Source organism: Variovorax sp. P1_G12 (genome assembly GCF_056405555.1).
Map to the genome: position 1 here is coordinate 189,315 of NZ_JBFUBW010000004.1, position 19,109 is coordinate 208,423.

The window sequence follows — 19,109 nt, forward strand, 5'->3', positions numbered from 1 at the left end:
GGCCCCCTAGAATGCGCCCAACTGCAGCGTTGCAGCCAACCCAGGAGCTCAGCAATGAACGACCGCGTCAACACCCTCGACACCTCCGTCGGCTACGGCCAGACGCTGCCGCAGGCAGAACGCCAGCGCGTCCTGCGCAACACCTACTGGCTGCTGGCCCTGAGCCTGCTGCCCACCGTCTTGGGCGCCTGGCTGGGCGTTTCCACCGGCATCACCCGCTCGCTGACCGGCGGCCTGGGCCTGGTCGTCTTCATGGGCGGCGCCTTCGGCTTCATGTTCGCGATCGAGAAGACCAAGAACTCGGCCGCCGGCGTGCCGGTGCTGCTGGGCTTCACCTTCTTCATGGGCCTGATGCTGTCGCGCCTGATCGCGATGGTGCTGGGCTTCAAGAACGGCTCCGAGCTGATCATGACGGCGTTCGGCGGCACCGCCGGCGTCTTCTTCGTGATGGCCTCGCTGGCGACCGTGATCAAGCGCGACCTGTCGGGCATGGGCAAGTGGCTTTTCGTCGGCGCCTTGGTGCTGATGGTCGGCGCCATCATCAACATCTTCGTCGGCTCGAGCGCCGGCATGATGGCGATCTCGGTCGCCGCCATCGGGATCTTCTCGGCCTTCATGCTGTACGACCTGAAGCAGATCATGGACGGCGGCGAGACCAACTACATCAGCGCCACGCTGGCGCTGTACCTCGACCTCTTCAACGTCTTCCAGAGCCTGCTCGCGCTGCTGGGCATCTTCGGCGGCGAACGGGATTGAGCGCTTCGGCGCTGCATGAAAAAGGGCCCCGAGGGGCCCTTTTTCATGCGCGCTCGAAAACCGCAATGGACTCGACGTGCGCCGTGTGCGGGAACATGTTCACCACGCCGGCGTGGGTGCAACGGTAGCCCGCCTGGTGAACCAGCAGGCCGGCGTCGCGCGCCAGCGTCGAGGGGTTGCAGCTCACATAGACGATGCGCTGGGGCGGCGCCCAGCCGCCGTCGTGCAGCTCGACCTGCTGATGCAGATCGGCCAGCGCCTTGGCGAGCGCGAAAGCACCTTCGCGCGGCGGGTCGACCAGCCACTTGTCGGCGGCGCCGTCGGCCACCAGCATCGCGGGCGTCATCTCGAAGAGGTTGCGGGCGACGAACGTGGTCGGCACCAGCTCGCCGCGACCCGGCACCGCGGCGCGGTTGCGCTCGAAATTGGCGGTGGCGCGCGCCACCAGCGTGTCGCTGCCCTCGATGCCCAGCACCTCGCGCGCCCGGCTCGCGAGCGGCAGCGTGAAATTGCCGAGGCCGCAGAACCAGTCGACCACGCGCTCGTGCGGCCGAACGTCGAGCAGGCGCAGCGCACGACCGACCAGCACGCGATTGATGTGCGGATTGACCTGGGTGAAATCGGTCGGCTTGAACGGCATCGTGACGCCGAACTCGGGCAGCGCGTAGGCCAGCGCCGGACCGCCTTCCTCGAGCAGCTTGACTGTCTCGGGGCCCTTGGACTGCAGCCACCATTGCACGCCTTCGTTGCGTGCCGCAAAGGCCTTCAGGCGCGCCACGTCGGCATCGGACAGCGGCTCCAGGTGCCGCAGCACCAGGGCGATCACGCCGAGTCCGGTGCCGCTGGGCGAATCGCCGCAGGCCAGTTCGATCTGCGGGCAGGTCTCGCGCGCCTCCATCGAGCCGATCAGCTCGCGCAACGGCATCAGCATGGCGCTGACCTGGGCCGGCAGCACGGGGCAGACCTTCATGTCCGCGAGATAGCGGCTCTTGCGTTCGTGGAAGCCGATCAGCACCGTGCCCTTCTTGACCACGTGGCGCACCGACAGGCGGGCCCGGTAGCGGTAGTGCCAGGCCGGCCCCTCGAGCGGCCGCAGCACGTTCTCGGGCCGCACCTTGCCGAGATGCCAGAGGTTGTCCTCGAGCGAACGCTGTTTCACCGCGACCTGTGCCGCCGCATCGAGGTGCTGCATCTTGCAGCCGCCGCAGGCACCCGCGTGCAGGCCGAAATGCGGACACCCCGGGCGCACGCGCTGGGACGACTCGCGGTTGATCGCGGTCACCGTGCCCTGCTCCCAGTTGTTCTTCCTGCGGTGCACGTTGAAGCGCACCTCCTCGAAGGGCAACGCACCTTCGATGAACACCACCATGCCGTCGGCCTTGTGCGCCACGCCCTGGGCATCGAGGTCGAGCGACTCGACCTGCAACCATTCATCGCGCGCGGGGGGCGCTTCCTTCTTCTCTGTAGCTTCCGTCATCCCCCGATTGTCTCAGGGCCGAGGGCGGCGAGCGCCGGCCGCTACAGGAACGCGTCGCGCTGCACGCCCGCCCGCACCAGCTGCCGGCGCATCTTGGCCAGCGCCTCGTTCTGGATCTGCCTCACGCGCTCCCGCGTCAGGCCCAGGCGCACGCTCAGCACTTCGAGCGTCTCGGGATCGCGGTCGTGCAGGCCGAAGCGGCCTTCGAGCACTTCGCGCTCCCGTTCACTCAGCACCAGGATCCATCGATCGAGGAGTTTCTCGACCTCGTGCGTCTGCGTGACCCCGATGGGATCGCAGCCCTCATCGTCCGAAGCCACGGTATCGGCCAGCGTGAAACTGTCGTCGCCGCGCTCGCCGCCGGCATCGAGGGAACGCGGCGCCTCGGCGAGCGCCAGCAGATCGGCGACTTCCTGGACCTCGCGGCCCAGCAGCGCAGCCACGTCCTCGACCCGCACGCCATCGGGCCGGCGGACCAGGAAATCGGCGTCGCCCTCGAGCGCGCGGCGGGCCCGCATCACCTGATGCAGCTCGCGCACCACGTGCACCGGCAGGCGGATGGCGCGGGCCTGCATCATCGCCGCCCGTTCGATCGCCTGCCGGATCCACCAGGTCGCGTAGGTTGAAAAACGAAAGCCCCGCTCGGGCTCGAACTTGTTGATCGCGTGCATCAGGCCGAGATTGCCTTCCTCGATCAGATCGGCCATCGGCACGCCGCGCCCCAGGTAGCCCTTGGCGATGTTGACCACCAGCCGCAGGTTGTGCTCGATCATCGACTGCCGGGCGGCGAAGTCGCCGCTGCGCGCGGCGCAGGCGGTGCGGTACTCCTCGTCGGGCGTGAACAGCTGGGTGCGCCGGATCTCGCGCAGATAGATCGTCAGCGAGTCGCCGCCGCCCAGTCCGGCCGGCAACGCGTCGCCCGCCCTGTCGTCCGGCTCCTGCTCGGAGAAGCGAGCCTCGGGCTGGATGTCGCCGCCGTTGCCCGCCACTCGCCGCACGTCCGCGGTGCGATGAGGGCGAGAGGCGGCCATGGCGCTAACGCGTCGGCAGGTAGCGGGCCGGATCGACCGGCTTGCCCTGGCGGCGGATTTCGAAATGCAGCTTGACGCGATCCGCATCGCTGTTGCCCATCTCGGCAATCTTCTGGCCCTTCTGCACCGACTGGTCCTCCTTCACGAGCAGCGTGCGATTGTGCGCATAGGCCGTGAGATAGGTGTTGTTGTGCTTCAGGATGATGAGGTTGCCGTAGCCACGCAGGCCGGCGCCAGCGTAGACTACGCGCCCGTCCGCGGCGGCGAGCACCGAATCGCCGGCCTTGCCGGCGATGTCCAGGCCCTTGTTCTTGGATTCATCGAACCCGGCGATCAAGGAGCCCTGCGCGGGCCAGATCCAACCCACGTCCTCGTCGCCCGAAGCTGCGGCCGGCGGGGTCGGCGAGGCGGTGACGGGTGCTGCGGGCTTGACCGCCGGACCTGCTGCTGCTGCCGCTGCGGTGGCCGGTGCGACGATCGGCTGCGTCCCAGGCCGCGCGGCCTCAGTGACGGGCGCTGCCGCCACAGCGGTCGCGCCGGTCGGCGGGATCACGCGCAGCACCTGGCCGACTTCGATCAGGTCGGGATTGTCGAGATTGTTCCAGCGGGCGATGTTCTGCCAGGTCTGCCCGGTCTCGATGCCGATGCGACGGATGGTGTCGCCCGGTCGCACGGCATAGTAGCCGGGCTTGCCATAGTTCTCGATGCCGGGCAGCGGCTTGCCCGATGCATCGGTGGTGATCGGAGGCCCGCCGGGAACGCCGGACCCGTTCGTCGCGCCCGGCGCTTGCGTCATGGTGCCGCGGTCTTCGACCGGCGCCGGACCGCGTGGTGAGGCACACCCCGCAATCACGAGCACACCCACCAGCGTGACGCCGGAGAGCCAGCTCCGATTGCCAATACCCTGCATTGTTCTTCCCTTCAAGCAATTCCCGATTTTAGGGGGACAAAGTGAACAGCCTCAAGAATGCGGCGCTCGAGACCGCGCGCTGTTTTGTCGATGACGACCAGCGCCTGGCCGCCGGTCGCGGACTGGGTCGGCGCGACGATCCGGCCGCCAACGGCCAGCTGCGCGGTCCAGGCTTCGGGCACCGCCTCGCCGCCCGCTGCGGCGATGATGCCCGCGTACGGCGCGCCCTTCGCATAGCCCACCATGCCATCTCCCAGCATCAGATGGACGGTCGCCAGCCGGAACGACCGCAGGTTCACCCTCGCCCGCTCGTGCAGGCCGCGGAGCCGCTCGATGCTGTAGACCTCGGCCGCCACATGGCTCAGGACGGCTGCCTGGTAGCCGCAGCCGGTACCGATCTCGAGCACGCGGCCCAGGCGTTCGCCGGGCTTGTTGGCCAGGGCCGGCGCGCCGAGCAGCAGTTCGATCATGCGCGCCACCACGTTCGGCTTCGAGATGGTCTGGCCCAGACCGATCGGCAGGCTGGTGTCCTCGTAGGCCTGGTTGACCAGCGCACTGTCGACGAACAGATGGCGTTCGACCGTGCCCATGGCACGCAGCACGCGCGCATCGGCGATGCCCTGGGCGGCGAGCCGCTGGACCATGCGCGCCCGCACCGCGTCCGAGGCCATCGAAGGCGTCGTCGGAACCATCGGCTTGAGCGGCACGGCGGGCATGCGCCCGCGGGTCGCTGCGGAGGCCGTGGGCGTCAGGCGTACGGGAAAACCCGGGCGTTGGTTGCCCAAGTCAGCCCCCCGCCGCGCTGCGCGCGACACGCGCCATCGTGTCGCCCCAGTGCGCGAGGTTCGAGTGATCGGTGAGATCGACCTGCAGCGGCGTCAAGGCCACGTGGCCCGCGGCAGTGGCATGGAAATCGGTCCCTTCGCCACTGTCCTTCGCCCCGCCGGCACCGGCGATCCAGTACATGGTCTCGCCCCGCGGGCTGTCCTGCGTGATCACCTTTTCGGCCGCGTGGCGGCGCCCCAAGCGACAGACCTTGACCGGCTTCAGTTCGTCGAAGGGCAGGTTCGGCACGTTGACATTGAGAAGGAAGGCATTGCCACCGAGCATCTGCTCGCGCTCGATCTGCTCGACCAGGCGCCGGGCCACGCGCGCCGCGGCATCGACATGCGCCCAGCCCTTCTCGATCTGCGAGAAGGCGATGGCGGGGATGCCGAACAGATAGGCCTCCATGGCGGCGCCGACGGTGCCGGAATAAATCGTGTCGTCGCCCATGTTGGCGCCGTTGTTGATGCCGGACACCACCAGGTCGGGCCGGTAGTCGAGCAATCCCTTGAGGGCGATGTGCACGCAGTCGGCGGGCGTGCCCGTGACATAGCGGAAGCCGTTGTGCGCCTTGTGCACGTAGAGCGGCGCGGCCAGCGTGAGGGCGTTCGACTTGGCGCTGTTGTTGTGCTCGGGTGCGACCACCTCGACCTCGGCGACGTCCTTCAGCGCGTCGTGCAAGGCGACGAGGCCGGGTGCCTGGAAGCCGTCGTCGTTCGAAATAAGTATCTTCATGGCGTCAGTCAGTGGCGGCGATTGTAGGCGGCAGTGCGTCACGGCTGGGACATGCACCGCCTGCGCCGCCCGCCTATCATGACCCGGATTTTCCATAGACCCCAGACTCATTTACAGGAGACACGAGCATGCACGCATGGCTCTGCGAAAACCCCGTCGGCGTCGAGGCGCTGACCTGGAAAGAACTGCCGACGCCCACACCGGGCCCGGGACAGGTGCTGATCGAAATCAAGGCCGCGAGCCTGAATTTCCCGGACCTGCTGATCGTGCAGAACAAGTACCAGATGAAGCCGCCGCTGCCGTTCGTTCCCGGTTCCGAATATGCGGGCGTGATCGCCGCGGTCGGCGAAGGCGTCACGACCCTGAAGGTCGGACAGAACGTGGCGTGCCTGTCCGGCACCGGCGGCTTCGGCACCCACACGCTGGCGCCGGCGGCGCTGTGCATGCCATTGCCCGACGGCTTCGGCCACGTCGATGCCGCGGCCTTTGTCATGACCTACGCGACGTCCTGGCATGCGTTGATGGACCGCGCTCAATTGAAAGCCGGCGAGACGGTGCTGGTACTCGGCGCGGCTGGCGGTGTCGGCACCGCGGCCATCCAGATTGCCAAGGCCGCGGGAGCCAGGGTCATTGCAGCCGCATCGACCGACGAGAAATGCGAGCTTTGCAAGTCCATTGGCGCCGACGCGGCGATCAACTACACGACGCATGCATTGCCCAATGGCTTTCGCGACGCGATCAAGGCCGCGACCGACGGCAAAGGCCCGGATGTCATTTACGACCCGGTGGGCGGCGAATTCGCCGAACCGGCATTCCGCTCGATCGCCTGGCGCGGCCGCTATCTGGTGGTCGGTTTTGCCGCCGGCCCGATCCCCTCGCTGCCATTGAATTTGACGCTGCTCAAGGGCGCATCGCTGGTCGGCGTGTTCTGGGGCGATTTCGCGCGCCGTGAACCCAAGGCCAATGCCCAGATGATGGCCGAATTGGCGAAGTGGTACAGCCAGGGCAAGGTCAAGCCAGTGATCGACCAGACCCTGCCGATGTCGGAACTCCGCGCCGCCTATGCGCACATGGGCTCGCGCGGCGTCAAGGGCAAGCTGGTCCTGATTAACTAGCTCGCCCCCAGGTTGGGCTCACTGCGTGTAGCCCGCCCACCCCCTACCGGGGGCAACACCGGCGGACCGGCGGAGCCGGATCCGCGGTGTTTCACCAACGGGCCTGGCTTCGCCGGCCCTCGAACGTAAAAAAGCCCGCGCAAGCGGGCTTTTTTGACTGTCGGCGGACGAGGGTTACTTGATCTCGAAGTCCGACAGCGATTTGCCGGCGTTCAGCGCCTCGGTGATCCAGCGCGGCTTGCGGCCACGGCCGCCGGACCAGGTCTCGCCAGTGGGGCTGCGGTATTTGGCAGCGCTCTTGGGCGCAGCGACGCCGGCACTGCGCTTGCCGGCACGCACGCCAAGCTTCAGGTCGCTGGCGGTCAGGCCGTATTCGGCGATCTTCTTGCGCAACTCCTCGATAACGCCAGCCCGCTCCTGATTTCTCAGATCCTCGGCTTGCTTGCGCAATTGCGCGATCTGCTCGTCGTGCTTCTTGATCTGGGAATTGATGTCTGCAAGGGTTGAGGCCATCTGTGCTTATCCTCTAATTGGAAAGCCAAAATTCTAATTCATATTCCAATTGCCGCAAGCAGGGCAACAAGAAATCTCGGGGCACTCGACCGCAGCGTTACAAAGACGGGGGCAGCGACGGCCCCCGTGACGGACCCGATCCGGGAAACGGTGCCCGCTTCGGCTCCACAAAGCAAAACAGACACCGAAGTGCCTGTTTTGCTGACGAATGTCTTTGGGGTGGCTGATGGGACTCGAACCCACGACGACCAGAATCACAATCTGGGACTCTACCAGCTGAGCTACAGCCACCGTAGAGCCATCAATTGTAGCGTCAAAAAACTAGCGTCCGGCCATCGAAGTGGAATCTGCGGGCTTCGGCACCAGAATTTCTGCCTTGAAACGGTTCTTCAGCAGGTTGTAGTAGGCGGCGGTCTCGGCCGCACCCACGGCCTGGGCGAACTGTTCGTTCTCCTGCTTGGCCATGTCGGGCGCCGGTGGCGTGCGCGGCACGCTCTTGATCACGCGTACCACCGCATAGCCCTGGGCGCCGAGGTCGGCACCGACGAGCGCCGGCAGCTTGCCGGTGTCGGCGCGCAGCGCGACTTCGATCACCGGCACCGGCTGCGATTGCGTCTCGAGCCGCGACACCGTGATCGGCGCGCCGAAGCTGGCGCCTGCCGGATCGGTCTTCCAGGCCGCGAGCTTGGCTTCGCCCTCGGCACGCGCCAGCGCCGCCGCGCGCTCGGCGACCAGCAGCGTACGGACCTTGTCCTTGACCTCGTCGAAGGGCAGAGCCCGCGCCGGCGAGTACTGGACCACGCGACCCGAGGCCAACTGGTTGGCGCCGATCTCGATCGCCTCGGTGTTGTGCTTGCGCTCGAGCGTATCGGGAGCGAACAGCGCATTGAGGAAGTTGCGGCTGGCCAGCACGCCGGTCGCGCCCTGCGCCGGCGTGCGCCCGACGTTGGCCGCGGTCTGGATCGTGAGCTTGAGCTTTTCGGCCGCCGGCTGGAGGCTGTCGGGCTGCTGGTAGACGATGTCGGTGAAGGCCTCGGCGGCCTTGGCGAATTCCTGCGTCGCCTGCTGGCTGCGCACTTCGTTCTCGATCGTGGGGCGCAGCTTGTCGAACGGCGGCACGACGGAAGGCTTGAGGTCGACGAGTTGAATGATGTGGAAGCCGAACTCGGTCTCGACCAGGCCGCTGATCTCGCCCTTCTTGAGCGCGAACATCGCGTCTTCGAAAGGCTTGACCATCGCGCCGCGGGTCACGAAGTCAAGATCGCCGCCCTTCTGCGCCGAGCCGGGGTCCTGCGAGTTCTTGCGCGCCACGTCGGCGAAGGTGTCGGGGGCCTTGCGGACGCCGGCGAGCAACTGCTCGGCCTTCGCGCGTGCCTGCTCGCGCTCGGCGGCCGGGGCGCTTGCAGGCGCTGCGATCAGGATGTGGCTGGCGCGCCGCTCTTCCTTGCTGCCGAAGCGGACGGCGTTCTGGTCGTAGTAGCTGCGCAGGTCGGCCTCGCTGACCGCGATGCCCTTCTTGGCGGCGTCGAGATCGAGCACCAGGTACTCGATGCTCGCCTGCTCGGGCACCTGGAACAGCGCCGTGTGGTCCTTGTAGTAAGCCTGCAGGTCGGCGTCGCTGACATTGACCTTGGCGGCGAAGTCGGCGGGCTTGAAGAGCGCGACCTGGACCTCGCGCCGATCGTAGAAGGCATCGAGCGTCGCCGCCGCCTGCGCCGCCGTGGCGAAGGCCGTGCCGGACACGCCCAGCGAGACTTGCTGCGTCGCGAGATCGGCGCGCACCGAGGCTTCGTACTGTTCGGGCGTGCGGCCGGTCGCACGCATGAAGGTCTCGCGGTCGAACTTGCCGTCGGCGGTGCGGAACGTTGCCAGGCCCGGATCGGCCGCGAACATCCGTGCCAGCCGCTCCTCGGAGACCGACATGTTCGACTTCGTTGCCGCGGCGGCAAGCACGCGCTCGCGCACCATGCGCTCCAGCGTGGCATAGCGCGCGGCGTCCGAGTCGAGCAGCGCCGGCTCGATGTTGGGCGCCTGCTGCCGGATCCGGTCGACCTCGTTGCGGTGCTGGGCATCCCACTCGGGCCGCGTGATGTCGACGCCCGCCACGTGCGCGACCTTCTCGCCCTGGCCGCCCCCCTGATAGCGATCGACGCCGAACAGCACGAACGAGGGAATGATCAGCAAGAACAAGAACACCATGATGATCTTGTTGTACTTGCGGAAGGAATCAAACATGCTTGAGCACTCTCTAGGACGGATATTGACGCAGCAAGAAAAAAGGCGAACCGTCAGTTCGCCTTCTTTGCATCGGGTGGTGGGTGCTGAGGGGCTCGAACCCCCGACCTACGCCTTGTAAGGGCGCCGCTCTACCAACTGAGCTAAGCACCCCACCTTAAACGATGTCTCAGTTCAGCGCGTCTTTGAGCGCCTTGCCGGGACGGAACTTGGGGATCTTGGCGGCCTTGATTTTAATCGCGTCGCCGGTGCGCGGATTCCGGCCGGTCCGGGCGGCGCGCTTGCCGACCGCAAAAGTGCCGAAACCGACGAGCGACACGGAACCGCCCTTCTTGAGCGTGGTACGAATGGCGCCGATGGTGGATTCGAGTGCCCGCGTGGCAGCGGCTTTGGAAATATCGGCGTTCTTTGCGATGTGCTCAATCAGTTCGGTCTTGTTCACAAGGGCCCCTTGTAGAAAAATTGTTGATCAGGGTCATCAGAGGCTGCGCCAGCCCCATGGCGTCGCCGCGGGGTGTGGTACAGAAAAATGGATGGCAGTTCTGATGCGCCGGCAGCGCACTGCCGACAGGGATTACAACCACTGGTCTACGGGGTGTCAATACGACGCTGCCCCGTGAAACACAGCGAGGAGCGCGATTTTAGTGGCGTTTTGGCGAACCGCTTTTCAAAGAGCCTGGGCAATCGCCTGGCCCAGATCCGCAGTGCCCGCGGTTCCGCCGATGTCCGGGGTGCGCGGCGCGCCGCTGCCGGGTGCCAGCACCTTCTCGATCGTGGCCAGGATGGCGTCGTGCGCCGCCTTGTGGCCGAGGAACTCCAGCATCATCGCGCCGCACCAGATCTGCCCGATCGGGTTGGCAATGCCCCGGCCCGCGATGTCAGGCGCCGAGCCGTGCACCGGCTCGAACAGCGACGGCGTGGTGCGCTCGGGGTTCAGGTTGGCGCTCGGCGCGATGCCGATGGTGCCGGTGCAGGCCGGGCCGAGGTCGGACAGGATGTCGCCGAACAGGTTGCTCGCCACCACCACGTCGAAGAAGTCGGGCCGCTGCACGAAGTGGGCCGTCAGGATGTCGATATGAAACTTGTCGAGCGTCACGCCCGGATAGCTTTTCGCCATCGCCGCGACCCGCTCGTCCCAGTAGGGCATGGTGATCGAGATGCCGTTCGACTTGGTGGCGCTCGTGAGGTGCTTCTTCGGCCGCGACTGGGCCAGCTCGAAGGCGAACTTGAGCACCCGGTCGACACCGACGCGCGACATCACGGTCTCCTGGATCACGATCTCGCGCGCCGTGCCTTCGTACATGCGCCCGCCGATGCTCGAGTACTCGCCCTCGGTGTTCTCGCGCACGATGTACATGTCGATCTCGCCGGCCTCGCGCGGCGTGCCGTCGCGCCGCACCACCGGCGCCACGATGCCGTTCATCAGGCGGGCCGGCCGCAGGTTGATGTACTGGTCGAACTCGCGCCGGAACAGCAGCAGCGATCCCCACAGCGACACATGGTCGGGGATCTTCTCGGGCCAGCCGACCGCGCCGAAGTAGATCGCGTCATGGCCGCCGATCTGCTCCTTCCAGTTGTCGGGCAGCATCTTGCCGTGCTTCTCGAAGTATTCCCAGCTCGAGAAATCGAAGTGGTCGAACTTCAGGTCGAGGCCGAACTTGCGGCTCGCGGCATCCAGCACGCGCAGGCCCTCGGGCATGGTTTCCTTGCCGATGCCGTCGCCGGCGATGACTGCGATGCGTTGGGCGCTCATGTCTCAATCCTTGGAGTTCGCGTTGAAGAAAGAAAGTGCCTCGACCAGCAATTCGGCGGGCGCCTCCTCGGGAATGTAGTGGCCGCACGGCAGCGCGCCGCCCGCCACGCGGTCGGCGCGCTCGCGCCATAGCGCGAGCACGTCGAACGAGCGCCCGACCGCGCCGTGCGCGCCCCACAGCACGCGCAGCGGCTGCGCCAGCTTGCGGCCGGCGGCGATGTCCGCGCGGTCGTGGTCGAGGTCGATCGCGGCCGAGGCGCGGTAGTCCTCGCAGATGGCTTGCGCCGAGCCGGGAATCGCGGCGCAGCGCTCGTACTCGGCCAGAGCCTCGGGGGCGAACGGCGCCAGGCCTGCGTGGCGGCCGCCCATCACGCTGCGGATGTAGCGCACGGGATCGCTGTCGATCAGCGCTTCGGGCAGCGGCGGCGGCTGGATCAGGAAGAACCAGTGCCAATAGGCGCGGGCAAAGGCGTCGGAGGTGTTCTCGTACATCGCGAGCGTGGGCGCGATGTCGAGCAGCATCAGCCGATCGACCATTTCGGGATGATCGGCCGCGAGCCGGTGCGCGACCCGCGCGCCGCGGTCGTGCGCGAGCACGCCGAAGCGCGCGAAGCCATGCTGCTGCATGGCGTGGCGCGCATCGAGCGCCATTTCGCGCTTGCAGTAGTTGCGATGGGCCGGGTCCGCCGGCGGCCGGCCCGAATCGCCGTAGCCTCGCAGGTCGAGCAGGACGACCGTGAATTGTTCGGCCAGCCGAGGCGCCACGCGGTGCCAGTTCGCATGGGTCTGCGGATGGCCGTGCAGCAGCAGCAGGGGCGCCCCGCTGCCGCCGATGCGGCCGTGCAGGCGCACGCCGTCGCGCGACAGGTCGAAGGGGGAGAAGGCGTCGAACATGCGAACGATTGTGCGTTGCGCGGCATGCAGCGGCAAGCAACAATCAGCCAATTGATAATTTCCCGAATGGCAGGAATGGAACGCAGTGACCTGGAACTCGTGCTGGCGGTCCGCAACCGCGGCAGCCTGGCCGGCGCCGCCCAGGCGCTGGACGTCGTGCCCTCGGTCGTGACCAAGCGGCTCGGTGCGCTGGAGGCACGGCTGGGCCAGCGGCTGTTCGAGCGCACCACGCGCCGGCTCAGCGTCACCGCGGAAGGCGAAGCCGTGTGCCAGCACGCCAAGGGCCTGCTCGAAGGCTTCGCCGCCCTCGAGAACGAACTCGGCGAGCGGCAGCGCGATCTGGTGGGCACGGTGCGGCTGGTCGGCACCTTCGGCTTCGGCCGGCGCTGGCTCGGCCCGGCGCTGGCGCACTTCAACCAACAGCACCCCGGCCTGGAGATCCAGCTGACGCTGGCCGAAAAGCTGCCGGACCTGGGTGCCGATGGCTATGACGGCGCGGTCTGGCTGTGGGCCCCGCAGCATCGCCGCGCCGGCGACTGGGTCACGCGGCGCATCGCCCGCAACCAGCGCGTGCTGGCGGCGAGCCCGGACTACCTCGCGCGCCGCGGCACACCGGTGGATGTCGCCGCGCTGGCACGGCACGACTGCCTGGTCGCGCGCGAGAACAGCGAGGGCAACGAGCGCGAGTTCGCGCTCTGGACCCTGCGCCACGCCAGGGATGGTGCGACGGCTCGGGTGCGGGTGCGCGGCCCGCTCGCGAGCAATTCGGGCGAGATGGTGCGCGATTGGTGCCTGGCCGGCCACGGCATCATGCTGCGCAGCCTCTGGGACATCGCACCGCAGCTCGCAACGGGCGAACTGGTGCGCGTGCTGCCGCCGTTCGCGATGCCGGATGCGGACATCCAGTGGGTCGCGCCCTGGCGTCCGAAGACCCCGCGCCGCGTCCGGCTCCTGATCGACTTCCTGGTCGAGCGGTTCAGGGGCGAACCCTGGAAAGAAGCTAGCGCCTGACGACCAGGCTGACGCCGACCGCGGTGATCGCGATGCCCGCCAGCGTCAAGGCCGTGATCGGCTCCGAGAACAGCAGCCAGGCCATCACGGCGGTGCACGGCGGCACCAGGTACAGAAGGCTGGTGACCGCGGTGGCCGTGCCGCGCTGGATCAGCATGTAGAGCAGCGAGCTGCCGCCCAGCGACAGGGCCAGCACCGACCACGCCATCGCACCGCCGGAGGCCAGGTTCCACTGGATCGGGTCGACCTCCAGCGCGGCCAGGGGCAAGGTCGCGAGCAAGGCGGCGCCGAGCTGGATCGCGCTCGCGCTGCGGACATCGCAGGGCGCGAGAAAGCGCTTCTGGTACAGGGTGCCGGCGGTGATCGAGAACAGCGCCGCGAGCGCCAGCGCCATGGTCAGCGCATTGACCTCCCCGCCCTGCCCCAGCTTGCGCGAGACCACCATCACCAGCCCCGCGAAACCGAGGAAGAGGCCGGCCCACTGCGAGCGCGTGACGGTGCCGCCGCGCATCGACAGCCAGATCGCCGTGAGCACGGGCTGGATGCTGACCAGCAGCGCGGCCAGGCCCGAACCCATGCCGGCGCGCACGGCCGCCCAGACGCCACCGAGATAGCCGGCCTGCATCAGCACGCCGGTCACGGCCAGGTGCGCCCACTGCGCGCGATCGCGCGGCCAGGCGACACGCGCCCACCGGACCCAGACCAGGAAGCAGACCACCGAGAGCGCAAAGCGCACCGCGAGGAACTTGAGCGGCGGGGCGTAGGGCATGCCGTAGCGCGCCACGATGAAGCCGGTGCTCCAGATGAGCACGAAGACCGCCGGCATCGCCCGCAGCCAGCCCGCCGACCGGGCCGCGGCGGTCATTTGGCGCGGGCCCGGATCTCGGGAATCGCCTTTTGCAGGTAATAGACCATCGACCAGACCGTGAGCACGGCCGAGATCCAGATCAGCCACTGGCCCCATGTGCCGGTGTCGATCGCGCCGAACAGGACGCCGTCGAAGAGCAGGAACGGGATCGCCACCATCTGCACCACGGTCTTGACCTTGCCGACCATGTGGACCGCGACGCTCTTGCTGGCACCGATCTGCGCCATCCATTCGCGCAGCGCCGAGATCGCGATCTCGCGGCCGATGATGATCAACGCCACGAAGACATCGGCGCGGTTCAGGTGGACCAGCACCAGCAGCGAGGCGCAGACCAGGAACTTGTCGGCCACCGGATCGAGAAAGGCGCCGAAGGCCGAGGTCTGCTTCAGGCGGCGCGCCAGGAAGCCGTCGAGCCAGTCGGTGGCCGCGAAGACGATGAACATCACCGTGGCGATCAGGTTGCGCATCGGCTCGGCCAAAGGCAGGTAGAACACGCCCACGATCAAGGGAATCGCGACGATGCGCGTCCAGGTCATGATCGTCGGCAAGGTCCAGAACATGGCGGCGATTGTGTCATGACGGATGAAGCTCTCCCCCCAGGTTGGCTCACTTCGCTGCCGCCGGCCGAATTCAATGGAGGGCGCGATAGATCTCCTCGGCCAGGTCGAAGGCGATGCCGTCGACCGAGGCGATGTCCTCCACGCTCGCCGCCGCCACGCCGCGAATGCCGCCGAAACGCTGCAGCAGGCGCGCGCGCCGCTTGGGGCCGATGCCCGGGATGTCCTCGAGCTGGCTGCCGCCGACCCGCACCTTGGCCCGCTTGGCGCGCATGCCGGTGATCGCGAAGCGGTGGGCCTCGTCGCGAATCTGCGCCACCAGCATCAGGGCGGCCGAATCGCGGCCGAGGTAGACCTTCTCGCGGCCGTCGGCGAACACCAGCTCCTCGAGGCCGACCTTGCGGCCCTCGCCCTTCTCGACCCCGACGATGAGCGACAGCGGCAAGCCCAGTTCGCCGAACACCTCGCGCGCCATCGACACCTGGCCCTTGCCGCCATCGACCAGCACCAGTTCGGGCATGCGGGCCGAGCGAGTGCCCGGCTTGGGGTCGGAGCCCGCGCCGTCCGCGTCGCCGGCCGTCGGCGAATCGGTCTCGGCCGCCATCGCCTCGGCCAGCTTGCCGTAGCGGCGGTGCAGCACCTGGCGCATCGCCGCATAGTCGTCGCCCGGCGTGATGCCCTCGATGTTGTAGCGCCGGTACTCGCGGTTCTGCATCGCGTGATGCTCGAACACCACGCACGAGGCCTGGGTCGCCTCGCCCGCGGTGTGCGAGATGTCGAAGCATTCGACGCGGAAGTTGTCGAGGTCGTCGGGGGCCAGCTCGAGCGCATCCACCAGCGCGCGCGTGCGCGCCTGCTGCGAACCCTCTTCCGCGAGCAGGCGGGCGAGCTGGAGCCCGGCGTTCTTGCACGCCATCTCGAGCCACAGCCGGCGCTGCTCGCGCGGATGGAACACCGCCGTGATGCGGGTGCCGGACTGCTGCGACACGGCCTCGATCAGTTCGCGGCTCACGAGCTCGCTGAGCACCAGCGTGGCTGGCACCGGCACGTCGATGTAGTGCTGGGCGATGAAGGCTTCGAGCACCTGCACTTCCACCGCATCGGCCGGCGGCGGGCCGTCGTCGCCCTCGGCTTCGGCGTGCTGCATCTGCGCCGCATCCTCCACATGCACCGGGAAGTAGGCCCGATCCCCCAGGTGCCGGCCGCCGCGCACCATGGCGAGGTTCACGCAGGCGCGGCCGCCCTGCACCTTGACCGCCAGGATGTCGACATCCTTGTCCGAGGCGATCTCGATCGACTGCTGGTGCAGCACCCGCGACAGTGCCGACATCTGGTTGCGCAGTTCGGCCGCCTGCTCGAATTCGAGCTTCTCGGCATGGGCCATCATGCGCGCCTCGAGCTGGGTCAGCACGGCCTGCGTGTCGCCCATCAGGAAGGCTTCGGCATTGGCCACGTCCTGGGCGTAGGCCTCGGGCCCGATGTGGCCCACGCAGGGCGCGGTGCAGCGCTTGATCTGGTAGAGCAGGCAGGGCCGGGTGCGGTTAGCATAGACCGTGTCCTCGCAGGTGCGCAGCTTGAAGACCTTCTGCAGCAGCTGGATCGATTCCTTCACGGCCCAGGCGCTCGGGTAGGGGCCGAAGTAGCGATCCTTGCGGTCGACCGCGCCGCGGTAGTAGGCCAGGCGCGGAAAGGCGTGGGAGGCGATCTTGAGATACGGGTAGCTCTTGTCGTCGCGAAACAGGATGTTGTAGCGCGGCTTGAGCGACTTGATCAGGTTGTTCTCGAGCAGCAGCGCCTCGGCCTCGGAGCGCACCACGGTGGTCTCCATGCGGACGATCTTCGAGATCATGTGGCCGATTCGCGTGCCGCCGTGGCTCTTCTGGAAGTAGTTCGCCACCCGCTTCCGGAGATTGCGCGCCTTGCCCACGTAGAGCACCGCGCCCGCGGCGTCGAAATAGCGGTAGACGCCAGGCAACTGCGGCAATGCCGCCACTTCGCTGAGGAGCTGGTCGGAATGCGCGGGTCGGGTCTCTGACATCGCCCTCATTGTGGCGCGGCGGCCACCAGCACCGGCTCGCAGCGGACATCGGTCTTGACCAAGTTGGCGATGAAGCACTGGTCGTGCGCCGAGTGATGCATCGCCTCGTGCTGCTCCCGCGACGGCAGGGAGTCGCCCGAGAACTGCACCTCCGGATGCAGGGTGACGACGGTCATCGCGATCTTGCCGTCGGCCGTGTGGCCCATCCGGCCGCTGGCGCTGTCGGCATAGCGCTCGACACAGAAGCCGCGGGACGCCGCGATCGACAGGAACCACAGCATGTGGCAGCTCGACAGCGAGGCGACGAAAGCCTCCTCGGGATCGACCCCGGAGGGGTCCGAGAGCGGCACCGGCACCACATGCGGCGAGGAAGATCCGACCCACTCGGCGCCGCCGTCGAAGCGGATCGTGTGGCGGCGGCTGTATCGGTTGCCGACGAAATCCTGGCCGCCGCGGAGCCAGAGGATGTCGGCCGAGTGATGTGCCATGGGCGCTGTCTCCGGTGTCTTCATGAGGGGCTGTAGAGTATCCCGCGATGCGCTGGGATATTTTTTGCAAGGTGATCGACAACCATGGCGACGTCGGCGTCTGCTGGCGCCTCGCGGCCGCCCTGGCCGGGCAAGGCGACACGGTTCGGCTGTGGATCGACGACCCGGCGGCCCTGGCGTGGATGGCGCCCGGCGGCTGCGAGGGCGTCGCGGTCGTCCCGTGGACGCCGGCCGGCGCCGCGCAGGCGGCCGCCGCGGCCCCGGCGCCCGACGTGCTGATCGAGGCCTTCGGCTGCGATCCGGCACCCGAAGCCATCGCCCGGTTCGCCGAACAAAGGCGACAGGATGGCGCCAGCCGCCGCTGGATCAATCTGGAATACCTCTCGGCCGAGCCTTATGTCGAGCGGCTGCACGGCCTCCCCTCGCCCGTGTTCCGGGAACCCGGCGCCGGCCTGACCAAGCACTTCTACTATCCGGGCTTCACCGGGCGCACGGGCGGGGTGCTGCGCGAACCGGGCCTGCTGGCGCAGCGCGAGCGCTTCGACCGCGCCGCCTGGCTGCAGCGCCAGGGCATCGCCTGGCAAGGCGAGCGGCTGGTTTCGTTGTTCTGCTACGAGCCGCCGGCGCTCGATGCGCTGCTGGCGCAGTTCGAAAGTGCGGCCGAACCGACCCGGCTGCTGGTGACCGCCGGGCGCGCCAGCGCCGCGCTGCCGCCCGGCCCGGCCCGGCGCGGCGCCCTCTCCATCACCTGGCTGCCCGCCCTGCCGCAGCCGGACTTCGACCGCCTGCTCTGGGCCTGCGACCTCAATTTCGTCCGCGGCGAGGACTCGCTGGTGCGCGCGCTCTGGGCCGGCGCCCCTTTCGTCTGGCAGATCTATCCGCAGGACGACGATGCCCACCACAGCAAGCTCGATGCCTTCCTGGACTGGCTGGAGGCGCCCCCTTCGCTGCGCGGATTCCACCATCTCTGGAGCGGCATCGGCGACGGCGAACTGCCGGTTCTGGACCGGGCGACCCTTGGATCCTGGGCATCGGCGAGCCTGGCGGCGCGCTCTCGCCTGCTCGGGCAAGAGGACCTTTTGACCCGCCTGCAGCGTTTCATCGCCCAAAAAAGCTAAAATTGCGAGCTTTGCGGAATTCCGGCGCCGAGTCAGCTTCGCTGGCTTCGTCAGTCGCAGCTTCCGCTGAACCCGCCGCGGTGCATGTGCAACGAGCGGCTTCTTACATCCAGAGACCCCTGTTTATGAAAATCGCTCAAGAAATCCGCGCCGGCAACGTGATCATGCACGGCAAGGACCCGATGGTCGTCCTCAAGACCGAATACAGCCGCGGCGGCCGCAATTCCGCCACCGTGCGCATGAAGCTCAAGAGCCTGATCGCCAACTTCAACACCGAAGTGGTCTTCAAGGCCGACGACAAGATCGACCAGATCGTGCTCGACAAGAAGGAGTGCACCTACTCCTACTTCGCCGACCCGATGTACGTCTGCATGGACACCGAGTACAACCAGTACGAAGTCGAAGCCGAGAACATGGGCGACTCGCTCAACTACCTCGAGGACGGCATGCCGGTCGAAGTGGTGTTCTACGACGGCAAGGCGATCTCGGTCGAACTGCCGACCAGCGTCGAGCGCGAAATCACCTGGACCGAGCCGGCCGTCAAGGGCGACACCTCGGGCAAGGTCATGAAGCCGGCCAAGATTTCCACGGGCTTCGATATCGGCGTGCCGCTGTTCGTCGCCCAGGGCGACCGGATCGAGATCGACACCCGCACGGGCGAATACCGCAAGCGCGTCTGAATGGCCGCCACTCACGAAAGAAAAGGCTCCCGCGGGAGCCTTTTTTGCGTGTGGCCGTCCGCGTGACCTTCCCCAGGCCCGAAACCTGCAACGCGCACAATCCAG

At 67.5% G+C, this 19,109-nt stretch carries 19 protein-coding genes and 2 tRNA genes; 5 read left to right on the plus strand and 16 right to left on the minus strand.

The features are described from left to right. Window positions 1-54 precede the first annotated feature (54 nt). Window positions 55-756: a Bax inhibitor-1/YccA family protein gene (locus AC1D2O_RS06545; protein ID WP_478093590.1), complete on the plus strand. Its 702-nt coding sequence runs from the start codon at window positions 55-57 to the stop codon at window positions 754-756. Window positions 757-799: 43 nt separating this feature from the next. Here the strand turns inward: AC1D2O_RS06545 and rlmD are convergent, their stop codons facing one another. Genes rlmD through surE form a run of 5 tightly spaced genes read right to left on the minus strand, consistent with a single transcriptional unit; the run spans window position 800 to window position 5,734 of the window. Continuing rightward, on the minus strand, window positions 800-2,233 hold the full coding sequence (gene rlmD, locus AC1D2O_RS06550) for a 23S rRNA (uracil(1939)-C(5))-methyltransferase RlmD (RefSeq protein WP_478093591.1): 1,434 nt from the start codon (window positions 2,231-2,233) through the stop codon (window positions 800-802). A gap of 41 nt (window positions 2,234-2,274) precedes the next feature. After that, window positions 2,275-3,264 (minus strand): sigma-70 family RNA polymerase sigma factor, encoded by a 990-nt coding sequence (locus tag AC1D2O_RS06555; protein WP_478156535.1) that lies wholly within the window; start codon window positions 3,262-3,264, stop codon window positions 2,275-2,277. A 4-nt stretch (window positions 3,265-3,268) separates the two neighbouring features. Continuing rightward, window positions 3,269-4,174: a peptidoglycan DD-metalloendopeptidase family protein gene (locus AC1D2O_RS06560; RefSeq protein ID WP_478093828.1), complete on the minus strand. Its 906-nt coding sequence runs from the start codon at window positions 4,172-4,174 to the stop codon at window positions 3,269-3,271. A gap of 11 nt (window positions 4,175-4,185) precedes the next feature. Next, on the minus strand, window positions 4,186-4,959 hold the full coding sequence (locus AC1D2O_RS06565; RefSeq protein ID WP_478093831.1) for a protein-L-isoaspartate(D-aspartate) O-methyltransferase: 774 nt from the start codon (window positions 4,957-4,959) through the stop codon (window positions 4,186-4,188). Between the two features lies 1 nt (window position 4,960). Beyond that, entirely contained in the window at window positions 4,961-5,734 is a 774-nt protein-coding gene (gene surE / locus AC1D2O_RS06570) for a 5'/3'-nucleotidase SurE (protein WP_478093826.1), read from the minus strand. Between the two features lie 128 nt (window positions 5,735-5,862). Here surE and AC1D2O_RS06575 point away from each other — a divergent pair, with 128 nt between their 5' ends. Beyond that, window positions 5,863-6,849 carry an NADPH:quinone oxidoreductase family protein gene (locus AC1D2O_RS06575; protein WP_478156537.1) on the plus strand — a complete coding sequence of 329 codons (987 nt, stop codon included), beginning with the start codon at window positions 5,863-5,865 and terminating at the stop codon, window positions 6,847-6,849. Window positions 6,850-7,023: 174 nt separating this feature from the next. Here AC1D2O_RS06575 and AC1D2O_RS06580 read toward each other — a convergent pair whose 3' ends face one another. From AC1D2O_RS06580 to AC1D2O_RS06610, 7 genes are all read right to left on the minus strand, one after another. Continuing rightward, complete coding sequence (locus AC1D2O_RS06580) at window positions 7,024-7,362, minus strand: H-NS histone family protein (protein WP_442282432.1); 339 nt, start codon at window positions 7,360-7,362, stop codon at window positions 7,024-7,026. 215 nt (window positions 7,363-7,577) lie between these two features. Next, window positions 7,578-7,653 (minus strand) — tRNA-His (locus AC1D2O_RS06585). A 30-nt stretch (window positions 7,654-7,683) separates the two neighbouring features. Continuing rightward, on the minus strand, window positions 7,684-9,597 hold the full coding sequence (locus tag AC1D2O_RS06590; RefSeq protein ID WP_478156538.1) for a SurA N-terminal domain-containing protein: 1,914 nt from the start codon (window positions 9,595-9,597) through the stop codon (window positions 7,684-7,686). Window positions 9,598-9,674: 77 nt separating this feature from the next. Continuing rightward, window positions 9,675-9,750: transfer RNA gene (locus AC1D2O_RS06595), tRNA-Val, on the minus strand. 16 nt (window positions 9,751-9,766) lie between these two features. Continuing rightward, entirely contained in the window at window positions 9,767-10,039 is a 273-nt protein-coding gene (locus AC1D2O_RS06600) for an HU family DNA-binding protein (RefSeq protein WP_007830705.1), read from the minus strand. A 225-nt stretch (window positions 10,040-10,264) separates the two neighbouring features. After that, window positions 10,265-11,350 (minus strand): tartrate dehydrogenase, encoded by a 1,086-nt coding sequence (locus AC1D2O_RS06605; protein ID WP_478156540.1) that lies wholly within the window; start codon window positions 11,348-11,350, stop codon window positions 10,265-10,267. 3 nt (window positions 11,351-11,353) lie between these two features. After that, entirely contained in the window at window positions 11,354-12,244 is an 891-nt protein-coding gene (locus AC1D2O_RS06610) for an alpha/beta fold hydrolase (protein WP_478156541.1), read from the minus strand. A 75-nt stretch (window positions 12,245-12,319) separates the two neighbouring features. On the opposite strand from AC1D2O_RS06610, the gene AC1D2O_RS06615 reads away from it, so the two are divergent. Next, window positions 12,320-13,255 carry a LysR family transcriptional regulator gene (locus tag AC1D2O_RS06615; protein ID WP_478086313.1) on the plus strand — a complete coding sequence of 312 codons (936 nt, stop codon included), beginning with the start codon at window positions 12,320-12,322 and terminating at the stop codon, window positions 13,253-13,255. Here AC1D2O_RS06615 and AC1D2O_RS06620 read toward each other — a convergent pair. From AC1D2O_RS06620 to AC1D2O_RS06635, 4 genes are all read right to left on the minus strand, one after another. Further along, complete coding sequence (locus tag AC1D2O_RS06620; RefSeq protein ID WP_478086315.1) at window positions 13,245-14,120, minus strand: DMT family transporter; 876 nt, start codon at window positions 14,118-14,120, stop codon at window positions 13,245-13,247. The two genes, AC1D2O_RS06615 and AC1D2O_RS06620, sit on opposite strands and share 11 nt — an antisense overlap. Then, window positions 14,117-14,683 carry a CDP-diacylglycerol--glycerol-3-phosphate 3-phosphatidyltransferase gene (pgsA, locus tag AC1D2O_RS06625; RefSeq protein WP_478156542.1) on the minus strand — a complete coding sequence of 189 codons (567 nt, stop codon included), beginning with the start codon at window positions 14,681-14,683 and terminating at the stop codon, window positions 14,117-14,119. Before pgsA ends, AC1D2O_RS06620 begins: the two co-directional genes overlap by 4 nt. Before the next feature lie 70 nt (window positions 14,684-14,753). Then, window positions 14,754-16,718, minus strand: a complete 1,965-nt coding sequence (gene uvrC / locus AC1D2O_RS06630; protein ID WP_478086317.1) for an excinuclease ABC subunit UvrC — start codon at window positions 16,716-16,718, stop codon at window positions 14,754-14,756. Between the two features lie 5 nt (window positions 16,719-16,723). Next, window positions 16,724-17,206 (minus strand): OsmC family protein, encoded by a 483-nt coding sequence (locus AC1D2O_RS06635; protein WP_478086319.1) that lies wholly within the window; start codon window positions 17,204-17,206, stop codon window positions 16,724-16,726. A gap of 47 nt (window positions 17,207-17,253) precedes the next feature. On the opposite strand from AC1D2O_RS06635, the gene earP reads away from it, so the two are divergent. After that, window positions 17,254-18,324: an elongation factor P maturation arginine rhamnosyltransferase EarP gene (gene earP, locus AC1D2O_RS06640; RefSeq protein WP_478086320.1), complete on the plus strand. Its 1,071-nt coding sequence runs from the start codon at window positions 17,254-17,256 to the stop codon at window positions 18,322-18,324. Between the two features lie 125 nt (window positions 18,325-18,449). Continuing rightward, on the plus strand, window positions 18,450-19,004 hold the full coding sequence (gene efp, locus AC1D2O_RS06645) for an elongation factor P (RefSeq protein ID WP_478086321.1): 555 nt from the start codon (window positions 18,450-18,452) through the stop codon (window positions 19,002-19,004). Window positions 19,005-19,109: the final 105 nt, after the last annotated feature.

What these genes read in the sequence shown, in the direction of transcription:
- AC1D2O_RS06545 (WP_478093590.1), top strand. Translation starts at nt 55, where the DNA reads ATGAACGACCGCGTCAACACCCTCGACACCTCCGTCGGCTACGGCCAG.
- rlmD (WP_478093591.1), bottom strand. Translation starts at nt 2,233, where the DNA reads ATGACGGAAGCTACAGAGAAGAAGGAAGCGCCCCCCGCGCGCGATGAA.
- AC1D2O_RS06555 (WP_478156535.1), bottom strand. Translation starts at nt 3,264, where the DNA reads ATGGCCGCCTCTCGCCCTCATCGCACCGCGGACGTGCGGCGAGTGGCG.
- AC1D2O_RS06560 (WP_478093828.1), bottom strand. Translation starts at nt 4,174, where the DNA reads ATGCAGGGTATTGGCAATCGGAGCTGGCTCTCCGGCGTCACGCTGGTG.
- surE (WP_478093826.1), bottom strand. Translation starts at nt 5,734, where the DNA reads ATGAAGATACTTATTTCGAACGACGACGGCTTCCAGGCACCCGGCCTC.
- AC1D2O_RS06575 (WP_478156537.1), top strand. Translation starts at nt 5,863, where the DNA reads ATGCACGCATGGCTCTGCGAAAACCCCGTCGGCGTCGAGGCGCTGACC.
- AC1D2O_RS06580 (WP_442282432.1), bottom strand. Translation starts at nt 7,362, where the DNA reads ATGGCCTCAACCCTTGCAGACATCAATTCCCAGATCAAGAAGCACGAC.
- AC1D2O_RS06590 (WP_478156538.1), bottom strand. Translation starts at nt 9,597, where the DNA reads ATGTTTGATTCCTTCCGCAAGTACAACAAGATCATCATGGTGTTCTTG.
- AC1D2O_RS06605 (WP_478156540.1), bottom strand. Translation starts at nt 11,350, where the DNA reads ATGAGCGCCCAACGCATCGCAGTCATCGCCGGCGACGGCATCGGCAAG.
- AC1D2O_RS06610 (WP_478156541.1), bottom strand. Translation starts at nt 12,244, where the DNA reads ATGTTCGACGCCTTCTCCCCCTTCGACCTGTCGCGCGACGGCGTGCGC.
- AC1D2O_RS06615 (WP_478086313.1), top strand. Translation starts at nt 12,320, where the DNA reads ATGGAACGCAGTGACCTGGAACTCGTGCTGGCGGTCCGCAACCGCGGC.
- AC1D2O_RS06620 (WP_478086315.1), bottom strand. Translation starts at nt 14,120, where the DNA reads ATGACCGCCGCGGCCCGGTCGGCGGGCTGGCTGCGGGCGATGCCGGCG.
- pgsA (WP_478156542.1), bottom strand. Translation starts at nt 14,683, where the DNA reads ATGTTCTGGACCTTGCCGACGATCATGACCTGGACGCGCATCGTCGCG.
- uvrC (WP_478086317.1), bottom strand. Translation starts at nt 16,718, where the DNA reads ATGTCAGAGACCCGACCCGCGCATTCCGACCAGCTCCTCAGCGAAGTG.
- AC1D2O_RS06635 (WP_478086319.1), bottom strand. Translation starts at nt 17,206, where the DNA reads ATGGCACATCACTCGGCCGACATCCTCTGGCTCCGCGGCGGCCAGGAT.
- earP (WP_478086320.1), top strand. Translation starts at nt 17,254, where the DNA reads ATGCGCTGGGATATTTTTTGCAAGGTGATCGACAACCATGGCGACGTC.
- efp (WP_478086321.1), top strand. Translation starts at nt 18,450, where the DNA reads ATGAAAATCGCTCAAGAAATCCGCGCCGGCAACGTGATCATGCACGGC.